We start from the raw sequence: 13,724 nt of genomic DNA, 5'->3' as shown, positions 1-13,724 counted from the left end.
GAATAAATCTTTAATTTTGATACCGATGATATTTTTCATTAAAAGGCTGTATTTGTTGCTTAGGAACTACAAATTTCAGCCTTTTTTTATTAATTCTGATTTTTCATCGGGTAGAGTAGTAATTATTTATCCATAGTATGTGATGTGTGTTACAAAAAAATATCAATCCAATCTGTTCAATTGGATTGATATTTACTATTTATTGTTTAGCGTTTGAAAGTATTAGCTTCAAAAACTGGGTTAAAAATGAAGACGTTTGTCAACTTAACCACTTTTTTATCAATACTGCTGTAATAAGTACCTGCTGATGGATATTTTAAACCAAAATCAGAAGTTGTATAAACATTATAATCTTGTGTAATTTCTTCACCAGTAGGCAATTTATATTTAGCCTTCGTAAGGAAATTAGTGATATTATCAAAATACAAATCGTGCTTGATATCTTTGCCCTTCAACTCAATATGGTGTAATCTTTGGGCTCCAATCACTTCTAAACCTACATAAGTAGCGATATATCCTTTTTCTTCATAATTCAAGAATGGTAATAAGAAATCGCCTACTTCTCTTTTCATATTCGCTTGTTCTTTTGCGCTTAGGTCTTTTACATCATAAATCATAGCCTTATCACGGCTTCCAGTCGGAATTTTCAAAAAGGCGTCTGCAGTACTTTTGCCATAAATAAAACTACGCTTCATAATCGTTTTTGTTTTAAGCATAGAATTATCTGGTAATGATGCCTTCACTTCCATGTCATAATCAGTGGCTGCATTGGCAACAAACGATTGCTTTAAGGTATAAGTCTTTACTTTCTTCCAAAGTGGCAAACCACCAGTACTTTCATAAAATTTATTGAAGACAGAATCGGGTGATTGTGCAAAAGAATTGATAACCAGAAAACTCATTATCAATGTAATAATGCTTATTTTTTTCATGAGATACGTTTGAAATTAATGTTTTTAACTACTTTTTGTCTATGGAACTCTAAAATACTCAGGTATATTGTTTATATAAACAGTGTTGTCTACTATAAATGATTTTTTCTCTGAGATAAGTAAAATATTAATGTTTTTTTATGGAAAAATATCATTCTTGTTTAAAACAACACAAGGAATGCCGTAACATTCCTTGTGAATATATGCCCTCTACCCACCGCTAGTAATTCATCTTATCCTGAGAGAAAATCAATGCCGTATAAGGGGCAATTGAAATGGAAGCGTGATGTTGCATTCCGTCATATTCTCCTTGTTCTGTACGAATACTCGTTGAATCAAAATTATCAAAACCTTTATCATAGCCTTCCCAATCGCTGTTAAATCTCAATTTCCATATTCCCTGTTGAGGGAAGCCTATTGAAAAATCTTCATAAGACTTATTAGAAAAATTAAGTATAACCACGGTGTTATCACCAGGCACACCTTTGCTCCAACGTTGAAAAACTATAATCTTATGGATTTCGTCAGTTTTAATAATCTGAGTATTCTGTCCTGTTAATCCTTCCGTATTACCGTCATGATTAAGACGTAGTTTAATCAAATCTCGATGCAAACTGGTGAAAGATTTAAACTTTTCAGCTCTGCTCCAGTCAATAGGATCAGTGTCTGAAAACCATTTATCCTCTAATAATTCTTGCCCTTGGAACAACATCGGGATTCCTCCTGCCGTCATTACCAAAGCAATGCCTAATGATGCTCTTTTCTTTGAGTACCAATTATTAACATTATCAAAAGCTATTTCTTCAGCTACTCTTGCCTTACCGTTCGCTACTTCGTCATGTGATTCGGTATAGACTACTCTTTTAAAAGTATCTCCTGAATATTTATTTAACAAAGCGATACAAACACTTTCTATGCTACGGTTTTCATCTTCTTGTGTAATTAAAACATTTCTGATTGGATGTACAAAATTGGCATCCCATTGGCTTCCAAAGCCCAAGCCACATTCATTGCCTAAATGGTCGGTGATGGAGTCTAAGCCGTGTAAATCCTCTGCAATGACGATTTTCCAAGGATATTTTTCAGCAACTTCAGCATTAATTATCCTGATTAAACTTAACCCTTCTTGAATAGTAGTGCCTAAATCTTCATTGGCTTTTACACTTCTGATGTAGGGTGTCATGTCCATTCTGAGTCCATCTACTCTGAATTCTTCCAACCACATAATAGCATTATCGCGAATGTACTGACGCACTTCTGGTCTTCCATAATCAGGACGAGTATCTCCCCAAGGAGTAGCCGAACGCCAGTCATTGTAGAAATAAATGCCCCCTAAACCATTTTCTTGCCAGCCATCAAACTGCCACATATCCATATCTGTTGGTCCAAAATGATTGTAGACTACATCTAAAATCACAGCGATACCGCGTTGATGAGCAGCTTTGATAAATGCCTTGAAGGCATCGGGTCCACCATAGCTTGATTCAATAGCAAACGGATATGATGGGTTATATCCCCATGAAAAATCTCCAGGAAATTCAAAAGGAGGCATCACTTCTATGGCATTGATTCCTAGCTGTTGTAGGTAATCAAGTTTTTCAATTAAGCTATAGAAATCGCCAACTTTACCTTTTTCTTTCACATGGTAAGTACCCACATGCAGTTCATAGATAACCAACTTATTCCAAGTTGGCATTTGAAAATCATCTTCTTCCCAGTCAAAATTAGTTTGGTCATATATTATTGAATTCCCTATGGAATTAGTTAGTTTACGAGCATACGGGTCGTTTCTTTGTAAATCTCCAGAAGGAGTTTTCAAAAAGAATTTATATTCATCTCCAGCTTTAGCACTAAAGACATTACCGCCCCAATAGCCATTTCCTTCATGTTCAAGAGGGAATTCGGATGAATCCCAGTCATTAAATGAGCCAAAAACAATTACTTCTTGAGCGTTCGGTGCCCATACTCTAAAAAATACTCCATTTTCGTGAATGATTGCTCCCATTCCGTCAACAAGAATTTTTTCACTCTCTACAATATTATTTTGGCTTCCCATATTGATTAATAGTTGAACAAGTTTCGGAAATTATTAGTGATATAGTCTTCATATATAAATTTATATGCCAGTAAAATATTTAAAAAGTAGGTGGATTTGTCAATACAAATTCTACACAAATTTTTATAAGTGTGCATTTTTTTCTACAATTCTATCAAGGATTTATTTACTTATCTGAAAAATTAATGATAGTTCAGTAATTTTGTAAACTCAGGGTAACTACCCTTTTACGGGCTCATAACAACGAAGTTTATGAGCATAATTCTTGAACAATGAGTGATTTAGCTTGGCTTGGTAGAACCAAATTATTAATAGGCGATGAAGGTATCCAGAAACTACAAAATGCTCATGTATTGGTTGTAGGGCTTGGTGGCGTTGGTTCTTTTGCAGCAGAATTTATAGCCCGTTCGGGCGTAGGAACGATGACAATCGTAGATGGTGATGTCGTCGACCCTTCTAATAGAAACAGGCAATTGCCGGCTCTTTCAACAACCCATGGACAGCCTAAGGCTGACTTGATGGAAGAACGCCTATTGGCAATTAATCCTGAGTTGAAGTTGACAAGTATTCGTGAGTTTCTTTCGCCAGAAGCCGTAGAAGAAATACTAACAAACAATCATTTTGATTATGTGATGGACTGTATCGACTCTATCACTCCGAAATTAACGTTATTAACAACAGCGCATCACAAAAATTTACGCATAGTAAGTTCTATGGGAGCTGGTGGAAAAGTTGACCCTACAAAAATTCGTACGGCCGATTTGTTTGATACCCGTGAATGTTATCTAGCTTCACTTATCCGCAAGCGTTTGCGTAAACTTGGCATTCGTTCTGGCATCAAAGCAGTTTATTCTACAGAAAAAATGATGGAAGAATCATTGATGTTGACCGATGGCTCAAACTTTAAAAAATCTGCCTATGGCACTATTTCTTATATGCCAGCAGCCTTCGGAGGGGTTTGTGCTTCAGTTGTTTTAAGGGATTTACTAGGGCTCCCTATCGAGATGGAAAAGAAACTAAAAGCTTTGGCTAGTAGAGAAAAGAAACAACAGGAATTAGAAAAAAAGAGGAAAATGAATAAATAGAAACATGAGTCATCCCGAATTTTAAAATCACAAAAAAGCTGTCAAAATTAGTTTTGACCCCTTTTTTGTGATTGATTTTTATCGAATTCCTACTGTTTGAGCGAAGCGAGTTTAGGAATTCTTGATTTTTTTGTTACTTTTTGTATCAAGACAAAAAGTAAGGTCGAGTATAAATCCAAAAATCTTTGAAATCTTTTAAAATGTACAGATTTATGAGAAAATTCGGGATGACTCATGTTTCTTTACCCAAAATTCTTTTCATGTTCTAAGAACAAATCTTGAAGTTTCTTCGTTATTTTACCTACCTTGCCGTCACTAAATACTTTATTATCTGTTTGCGTAATAGCTACAATTCTTTTGGTACTTCCAGTGGTAAAAACTTCATCCGCATCCCAATATTCTTGGGTCGTTAGGTCTCTTTCCTCCACAACAAAATATCTTTTAGCAAAATTAAGAATATGCTTTCTGGTAACGCCAAACAAAGCTCCTTCTACTGGAGTAATGATTTTTTCATTCTTAATGATAAAAATATTACTTCTGGAAGACTCTGAAATCAAACCATTTTGATGATACAATACATCGTCAGCACCGTTTTCTTTCATTTTGGATAACGCCCTAATCGGCACAATATAATTCAGCGTTTTTATTTCAGGAATTTCTCTTCTGTATTCAACACTCATGAGCTTCATTCCCACATCGGCAGGCTTAAACTCAAAGGGTTTACCCATTACAATTAAGTTTGACTGTTCAGCAGGGGTATAACCATCAGGAGAATAACCGCCAGTCATTACCATCTTTACGCCTAACAATGCTTGCGGATGTAGGTTAATAATTTCCAAAATGATATTTTTAAGTTCTTCACGAGAAGCCGGAATAGTTAACCCCATCATCATTGCAGAATTTTCAAACCTATCCAGATGGTCTTCAATAAAAATTGGTTTTCCATCGATGGCCCGAAAAAAATCAAAAATACCATACCCTCTTAGCAATCCAAGATCAGTTACATGAATATTAGCCTTTTCTGCGGGAACAATTTGGCCATTTAAATAAATATACTCTTGCATTTTGTTGTTAATAAAAAGAATTGAAATTTATAACTCATTCATAATTTCGTATTTAGAGTTAAATTTCAAGTAAAATTTAACTAAAAAATATACTCAACATTCGAAATATTAATAAAAGACGGATTTAGAAAAAACCAATGGATTAGGAATAAACCAAGGTTATAAGGGAAGGAAAACACATGAAGATAGCTTGGAAGTTGGATAAATTACAAGGCTTGATATTGTTCAACAATATCAAGCCTCGAATTATATATTAAACTTCACAGCTTTTTTCTAAAATATTTTGTAGCCATTCATTAGGCAAATTATCAACAGATTCTTTCAGCAATGCATTCCATTTTTTGGTCACATCGCTCATATCATCTTTCGTAAGGCGATGTTCAATTACATTGAAACTATCTTTTTGATAAACGATAACATCAATCGGATAATCAACATCACTGGCACTTACTTGGGTAGCATCAAATGATAGAAATCCTAATTTAAGGGCATCTTCCAAAGATGTTTCATAAGACAAAGTACGGTTCAACAATGGTTTTCCATAATTTGAATTACCAATGATTTGATATTTCAACCCTTCATTAATTTCTATCCAATTACCTTCAGGAAAAATCAAAAACAATTTATGTTCGTCATCATGGGGCATTTGTCCTCCCACGATTGAATGTAAATTAAAATTATATCCTTCTGATTTCAACATTGCTTTATCTTCCTCAGCAACTTTCCTAATCATTTCACCAAAAGCATTGACGGCTTCAAACATATAATCAAACTTACAGCCTTTTTCTTCGGTGAGTCTATTGAAATAAATGACAGATTTATCACGGATTGATCTTAATCCTGCGGTCATTATAAAAAGAGAATGGTTACCTACTTCGTGGATAGATACCTTTTTGTTGGAGTAAACCTCCGTTCCAGCAGTAATTCTAGTATCTGCAATAGCTACCAAACCGCCACGTACTTTAATCCCTAAACAATATGTCATTTGCACAGTCGATAATTTATTTGAACCGCTGGCTCAATCAAGTGTTTTTATACTAAAACAGGCAATTGTTAAATTGCGGGTTTAATCGTACAAAATCAGTTATATGTGAAACCAATGATTCCTGTCTTTTTGTAAAAAGTGGTTTTATAGTTATAAGTAAAAATAACTAACATACAAAAGTAAAAAAACTACTTATTGTTGTACCATATTTAGGGGAATTTCTTCGTTGATTACGGGTTTTAAATCAAAATAAGTTTGAAAGATGGCTTTACCTACACCGTTATTTTTTTGTTGAAATTCATCAAGATACTGATGCAAACCTGTGTCAAAAATATCTTTGATTTCGGTAAATTCTACTTCCGAACGCAACTTACTCAAGGCTTTTTCTGCTGGGTTTGAATAAGAAGCCGTAATGGCTGTTCCAGATATTTCATAAAGTGATAATTCAGCCTGACGAATACAGTGCATTACTGAACGTGGGAATTTTTTATCAAGCAATAAGAAATCTACAATGGCCGACGGATTCATTACCTGATATTGCTGACGAAACATATTGTAGGCACTTACTGATTTTAATACAGATGACCAAAGCATTAAATCGAGCGGGGAACCTACGGCTCCAATTTCTGGTAAAAGTGTAAAATATTTTACATCCAAAAATCTTGTTGTTTTATCGGCACGCTCAATCAGTCTGCCTAATCGCCCGAAGTGCCAGCCTTCACCTCTGGTAATGGTAGAATCAACAATTCCATAAAACAACTGGCTACCAGTTTTGATATTTTCCAAGAATCCCTGATACCTTGCCAACTCCCAAGACTTACTTTCGGCAGCGGCGTCTTTTACCGTCCAATAAATTTGATTGACATACTCCCACATTTCACGAGAAATACTCTCGCGAATGGTTCTTGCATTCTCACGAGCTTCAAGCAAACACGATAATATCGAGTTTGGATTTTTTACATCAAAAGCCATGAAATACAATACATTTTCACGAGTTGGGGCATCATAGTGTTTCTGGAAGATAAAATTATCTGCCGTCGCAATAATCAATGGCTCCCACTGTTCAGGTACGTCAGGAGGTAAGTCAAGTGCTAAATTGAAGTTTACCGAAATAAAACGGGCATAATTATCGGCACGTTCGATGTACCGATTCATCCAATAGATAGAATTTGCTACTCTGCTAAGCATACATTTGGGTTTAATACGTTAATGGGAAATTCTGAAAACAATTTCGCTTCTCAACAAATGAACATCTGATAATTTATAAAGAAAAATTAACGTTTTCTTGACGTTTACCTATTCATAAAATTAGAATAAAAATCTATTTAATCAACACCTTCTTCCTGAATTTAGCAAGTTAAAATTGATTAAAATTATTCACTCTTTTTTTTGTCATATTTTTCCTTGAAAAATAATTATTCTACTTTTTAGACATAAATAAATTAAAAATAAGTGATACACAATAATATTTTTTTTATGCTATATTGCAAATAGTTATTTAACTTTTTGTTAAAATAACCAAATTAATATTAATCTTTTCTAAAAAACACATGAAAAAAATTTTTCTACTTGTAATCCTTGCGGTGCTTGGATTTAAGGGGCAAATCTATGCCCAAGACAAAACGATTACTGGTAAAGTAACAGATGCTAAAGACGGTACAGCCCTTGCGGGTGCGTCTATTGTAATGAAGGGTAGTAAGCGTGGAACGGTTGCAACTAGTACAGGAGAATTTACATTAAAAGTGCCTACTTCTGTAACTACCCTAACGGTTTCATTTATTGGTTACATCACTCAGGAAGTACCAGTGGGTACAGGTGTTTTAAAGGTGGCTCTTGTTGCTTCTAGTAATCAGTTAGATGAAATTGTCATATCAACTGGTAGTAGAAACTCTAAAAGAACGATGACCGATACGCCCCTACCCCTTGATATCCTCTCTGCTGCTGATTTAAAGTCTACGGGCCAAACATCATTCGACAAAGCCCTTCAGTATCGTGTGCCATCTTTCAACACAGTGAATACTCCTGTAAACGATGCTACGTCATTGCTTGACCCTTACGAAATCCGTAACATGGGTCCTAGCCGTACCTTAATCTTGATCAACGGTAAACGTAAAAACACAAGTGCTTTGATGTACATTCAGACTTCGCCCGGTCGTGGTGAATCTGGTGCCGACATCTCTGCCATTCCTCAACAAGCGATTAAGCGTGTGGAGATTTTACGTGATGGAGCTTCTGCACAGTATGGTTCTGATGCCATTGCGGGTGTAATGAACATTATCTTAAAGGATAAATTTGATTATGGCTCGGCTACATTAACGATGGGAGTTACTGGCAAAGGAGATGGAAAACATATTGGCTTTGCAGTAAACAATGGTTCTAATTTTGAAAAAGGATACATCAACTATACCATTGATTTTAGCCGTACTACTTTGGCAAACCGTCCAGGTGTAGTGAGTGCTGATGCAGAAGCGGATGCAAGCCTTGGTTTTGATGCTCCTTTGGCACAAGTTAAGAGCTTCTTAGCCATTAAGCCAGATGCTGGGAATATCAATGGTCAGCCAGAAAATACGGCTGCCAAATTCTTGGTAAATGGTGGATATTCTGTAGGTGAAAAATCTGAGTTTTACTATACCGCTGCTTATGTCTATAAAAGAGTAAACAGCTTTGCCAACTATCGTACGCCTTATTGGAGACCTACTGATAATGGATTGCTAACACCTGCGGGTCAAACATATATGGGTTATGTACCTACTTTCCAAGGAGATTTGAATGACTACACTGCTACGGTAGGTGTTAAAAGTGAAACCAATGGTTGGAAAACAGATTTGAGCTTTACAACGGGCGGTAATAAGCAATTATACACTGTTTCGAACTCAGTAAACCGTAGCTTAGGAAAGAACTCGCCAACTTATTTCAAACCAGGTGGATATGAGTTTAGTCATAACGTTGGAAACATTGATATTTCAAAACAAGTAAGTGATAAACTAAGCCTTTCTTTTGGTTCAGAATTCCGTGCTGAAACCTTCACTGTTTTTGTAGGTGATACTTCTTCTTATGTAGGTACTGGTGCTGATTCATTCCCAGGAACAACGCCCAACAATGCTGGCTCAAATAGTCGTTTTAACTTTGGTGGATATTTTGACGTAGCCTATGATTTCACTGATAAATTCTTAGTAAACGGAACAATACGTTCTGAACACTATAGCGATTTTGGTGATGCTACTGTTTACAAAATCAGTTCACGTTATAAAATAAGCGACCAAATTACGTTACGTGGTTCGTATTCTACAGGTTTCCGTGCACCATTGTTGCACCAAATCTATCAACAACAAGCACAGGCTAGTTTTGTACCAGGACAAGGTATTCAAACAAAAGGGGTTGTTAATAACGTAAGTCCACAAGCTTTTGCCTTGGGAGTACCAAAATTAACGCCTGAAAAATCGACAAACTTTACGCTTGGTTTAGGCTTAAATCCTACTAAAAACCTAAGTGTTACTTTTGACTATTACAATATTAAAGTTAAAGACCGTATCGTATTAGGTTCTGAAATTTCAGGTACTCCAGCTGGTAATACAGCTTTGGATAATATCTTGACATCTAACGGTATCGTTGCTGTAAGTTTCTTTGCTAATGCACTGAATACTACTACTTCTGGTCTTGACTTCGTGGTTTCTCAGAAAAACCTTGAATTAGGGATGGGTAAATTAGGTATCAATTTAGCAGGTAACTATACATTCGTAAACGAATACACTTCTATCAACAACCCTAAGGTAATTGCTGATGCAGGTAAATCTATTTTTGACAGAACACAAGACGCTTTATTATTCTCTTCTCGTCCAAAATATAAAGTAATTCTTGGTTTCGATTATTTAATCAAAGGAATAAGTTTCAACTTGAACAATACATTGTTCGGAAAAACACATTTCCACCAAAATGGGTTAGATGCTAATACGGATACTGAATTTACTCCAGCAGTCGTTTCAGATTTATCAGTTAGTGTACCGTTCTCTTCAAAAGTTACTTTTACATTTAATGTAAACAACATTTTGAACATAATGCCTAAATGGGATTTTGTCGATGTTAAAACAGGTGCTAAAACACGTTATGATGTAAATAACAATGTGCCATCTGCTAAATATTATGAACAATATAATTTGATTACGTTCAATGGTCGTTATTCAAATGTTACTTATGATGGCTCACAATTCAGCCAATTAGGTACCATTTTCAATGCAAGTTTGAATGTTAAATTTTAAGAATGCTTAGTTACACAAAAAGCCAGTTGCTCATTGAGCGACTGGCTTTTCTTATGATAACGTATGCTTGGAACTTGGATAGCTTAGAAGAAAATACCAAAGCTAGCTACGCCTTTCACATAACTATTACTAATGATAGCAGAGCTATACTCTGCTGTATTATTTAATACGTATGGACTATAAGCTTGTTGTGTTTTTGCATAAAGTCCCGTCAAATCAACATAAAAATCCCCTGTTCTAATACCAATACCTGATGAGTAAATCATGGTAGAACGATTGACTGCATTAGAGCCTTGGTCAAAATTAAATGAGTACGGACTAGGTTGGTAATTCACCCCTGCTCTTAAACTTAGCATCCCTAATCGGTATTCTCCTCCAACTTTAACATTAAAGACATTTTTTAAATCACTTTGTAACTTTTGAGTATAATAATTTAAATCGTCAGCAAGGTATTGGTCATTAGCAGTGGTACTCATTTTTGTACCACCATACGCTAGATATTCCACATCGGCAGAGATAAACCCTTTTTTAGCAAAGAAAAACGCTACTCCTATATTTAATTTAAGGGGAGTTCTGAGTTGATAATTATCACTAAAAGGTGTAGTATTTAACGTAGGGACATAGGTTAAATAACGACTACCATTTTTTTCAAGAATACCATATCCTGCATTTTTAAGCTGATTAATTATATTTAGAGGGGTACCGTCCAATCCAATACCAACACCAGCTTTACCAGCATTGGCACTGTTTACGTCAGCTTGCAAACTAGAGCTTAGGGTTTCATCAATATCATACCAAGTAGGTGTAGTGATTGATGCCCCCAAACGAATCATTTCATTTGGCTTCACAATTGCTCCAAATGTTAAATTAATCCCACTTCCGCTTGTTGAATAAAATTTAGATTGAGTCAGTCCATTAAAAGAAGTGTTGTTTAGATACTGTTCATTGTATTGCGAACGTGTTTCGTACCTAAAGCTTGGAATACCTAACGAGAAACCTATATATGTTTTTTCATTAGGAGTACCTCCATAAGCAATAGTCCACTGGCTTGAACGGCCTGTAGATTCAAAGGAATATTTTTGATTTGAATCAAAAGAACCCTCCGTAGCTACAAAACTAGTATTTCCTTGGTTATCAGTAACAGGAGTGATTAAATACGACCATGCATAAAGATGTCTAGTTAAATCAAAATTGGGTGCTTGTTTCAACGCATCTGTAAAATCATTTGACCCCAAATTATAATCATTCACTTCTCTGTTTACTTGATTAGCAAAAGCATCTGCTATTGAACTTCTATTATTTCTTCCAGCAAACTGAATATTATTATAAAAAGTATTTTGTCGAGAATAATTGATTGACCATGAACCACGCCATCCCTCTTTATATTGAGGCTGGCTCCCTCCAAATACTACACCGATATTAGCAATATTGAAATTGGTTTCATTCGCTTTTGTATTTTGATTAATATAATTTGAAGTGTTTGAAGTGCTTTGGTAAGCTGGAGTAAAATTGAACTCTGAACGCGTATAAAAGCCTAAACCCGCTGGATTACCTATGGCCGAACTAATGTCTGCTCCTAAGGCTGCATGCGTGCCTCCTAAGGCTTGAAAACGTGCTGATCCTGTGGGTGCTGTTTGGCTAAATAATTTTGCTAAAGCATCGAAGTTATTGTCTTGGGCATTTGCGGATACAACTGATAATATCGAAAATGCAGCAATTAGACGAATAGGGATTTTCATATCTAATAAATTTTAAAAAATGTTATCGGTTTATTGAATAAACACAACATTGTTAGCATGTGAGCAAAGCAATTTGTAATTTAGACTAAGACATTCAAAACACCAAATGCCCTCATTTCTTTTTAAAGAATCTTTTCAAGAAAACGTTAAAAAGCCTCACAAAGTACTTCTCTGTGAGGCTTATTGTTTATATTAACTTTTTGAATATTTTTAACGTGGACCACGTGAACCGCTAGAGCTAGATCCGCCACCACCACCGCCACTACTTGACCCACCGCTAGATGAACCACCCCACGATGAACTTGTAGTTGTTCTACTGCTATTGTTGGTTGATGAATTGTTGTTTGACCAATTCCAAGCATTATTGTTAGTATTACTACTACGATTGTTAGTAGAATTACTGCCATTAGTACTGTAAGTGGTATTTGCTCTTTGTGGGCGAGAATAATATCCATCGTTACTATTCGAGTAGCTAGAATTTGTTCTTGCACCCCTTTGGCTACCAGTTGCAGCGCTTCCATTATTGAAGTTACCGTTGTAAGCCGATTGTGAATAATTATCACGAGTACGTTTTACAGGAGCTGAATATCCCCCGTTTGAATAGCCACCGTTCGCACCAGTAACCACCGAGCCATAGCCATAATTATTATACACATAAGTATTGCCATAGTATCCTCTACCACCGTAATAATTATAACCCCAAGGGTCGTAAAAGTTATTATAACCCCATGGACTGTAGGCATATGAATTATACCCCCAAGGACTGTAACCAAAAGGACTATAGCCAAAAGCAAAGCTAGAATAAGATCCATATCCCCAACGGCTACTACCCCACGAATCGTAGGCATAAGGAGAATTATATGGACTATAACCGTATGGACTCCAAGTATTATATCCATAACCTAGACCAAATGAAATACCTGGATTTGTGTACCAGTTATTTACACCATAAGCATTGTTGTTATTGTAATTGCTATATGGAGTTTGGTTTTGATAATAGCTACGAGAATTCATCCAGTTCTGTGAATAATATTCATCAGTGCTTTGTGATGTATTGTTGTCTCCTCTATATTCTGGGTTGCGTGTAGCATATTCTTCTTCATTTTGAGAAGCATAGAGACTTTCTCGGCTAAGTAATGAAGCAGGACGAGCTTCACTAGCAGAAGCGTAGAGATCATCATACACCCCCGAAGAAGACGATTTAGCGACTTGCTTTGGGGAGCTACATCCCCAAACGGCACTTACCAACGCTAAGGCTGAAAAGAGTTTGATGGATTTTAGAATGTTCATGTTCTTGTATCGTTTAAGTTTCTTGTTAATGATTTGGTAGATGATTTAATCACTAAATACTGGAAAACCAGACCAGAAATTAAAATCAAGAAACAATCGGCTTAATTTTTGTGTCAAACTTACAACAAAAACTTATCTTTGCAACAAGTTATTCACGTCATTAACAAAATTATTTCTTGGAAAGTTGCAATATAAAATATTGATACTGAGATTATAATTTATAAAGCTTGGTATTTATAGGTATGACAATTTATAAAACCATTACCCCTATCTAAAGAACGTAAATAATGATTATTAATTATTTTATTTTTTAATTA

Annotated in this window: 9 protein-coding genes; 2 read left to right on the top strand and 7 right to left on the bottom strand. The window is 35.5% G+C overall.

The genetic code is table 11. The features are described 5' to 3' along the window. Positions 1 to 206: 206 nt before the first annotated feature. On the bottom strand, positions 207 to 932 hold the full coding sequence (locus tag VB264_RS23025; protein ID WP_323253435.1) for a hypothetical protein: 726 nt from the start codon (positions 930 to 932) through the stop codon (positions 207 to 209). Positions 933 to 1,152: 220 nt separating this feature from the next. Then, a complete protein-coding gene (locus VB264_RS23020; RefSeq protein WP_323253433.1) occupies positions 1,153 to 2,988 on the bottom strand; it encodes an alpha-amylase family glycosyl hydrolase in 1,836 nt (611 codons plus the stop codon). A 272-nt stretch (positions 2,989 to 3,260) separates the two neighbouring features. On the opposite strand from VB264_RS23020, the gene VB264_RS23015 reads away from it, so the two are divergent. Beyond that, positions 3,261 to 4,073 (top strand): tRNA threonylcarbamoyladenosine dehydratase, encoded by an 813-nt coding sequence (locus tag VB264_RS23015; RefSeq protein WP_323253431.1) that lies wholly within the window; start codon positions 3,261 to 3,263, stop codon positions 4,071 to 4,073. Positions 4,074 to 4,315: 242 nt separating this feature from the next. Here the strand turns inward: VB264_RS23015 and VB264_RS23010 are convergent, their stop codons facing one another. The 3 genes from VB264_RS23010 to VB264_RS23000 form a co-directional block, all read right to left on the bottom strand. Beyond that, positions 4,316 to 5,137, bottom strand: coding sequence for an aminotransferase class IV (locus tag VB264_RS23010; protein WP_323253429.1), 822 nt, complete (start codon positions 5,135 to 5,137; stop codon positions 4,316 to 4,318). A gap of 253 nt (positions 5,138 to 5,390) precedes the next feature. Next, the gene (locus tag VB264_RS23005; protein WP_323253427.1) at positions 5,391 to 6,122 is read right to left on the bottom strand and encodes a peptidase; all 732 of its coding nucleotides are present in this window, start codon (positions 6,120 to 6,122) and stop codon (positions 5,391 to 5,393) included. Between the two features lie 192 nt (positions 6,123 to 6,314). Then, positions 6,315 to 7,310: an alpha-E domain-containing protein gene (locus VB264_RS23000; RefSeq protein WP_323253425.1), complete on the bottom strand. Its 996-nt coding sequence runs from the start codon at positions 7,308 to 7,310 to the stop codon at positions 6,315 to 6,317. Between the two features lie 362 nt (positions 7,311 to 7,672). Between VB264_RS23000 and VB264_RS22995 the strand changes: the two genes are divergently transcribed. Next, on the top strand, positions 7,673 to 10,378 hold the full coding sequence (locus VB264_RS22995) for a TonB-dependent receptor (RefSeq protein WP_323253423.1): 2,706 nt from the start codon (positions 7,673 to 7,675) through the stop codon (positions 10,376 to 10,378). An 83-nt stretch (positions 10,379 to 10,461) separates the two neighbouring features. Here the strand turns inward: VB264_RS22995 and VB264_RS22990 are convergent, their stop codons facing one another. After that, positions 10,462 to 12,117, bottom strand: a complete 1,656-nt coding sequence (locus VB264_RS22990) for a hypothetical protein (RefSeq protein WP_323253421.1) — start codon at positions 12,115 to 12,117, stop codon at positions 10,462 to 10,464. Between the two features lie 210 nt (positions 12,118 to 12,327). Further along, the gene (locus VB264_RS22985; protein ID WP_323253419.1) at positions 12,328 to 13,407 is read right to left on the bottom strand and encodes a hypothetical protein; all 1,080 of its coding nucleotides are present in this window, start codon (positions 13,405 to 13,407) and stop codon (positions 12,328 to 12,330) included. Positions 13,408 to 13,724: the final 317 nt, after the last annotated feature.

The organism is Arcicella aquatica (assembly GCF_034928825.1).
Taxonomy (GTDB): domain Bacteria; phylum Bacteroidota; class Bacteroidia; order Cytophagales; family Spirosomataceae; genus Arcicella; species Arcicella aquatica.
Note: the sequence above shows the minus strand (reverse complement) of the source record. Positions and strands in the feature narration are given on the sequence as shown.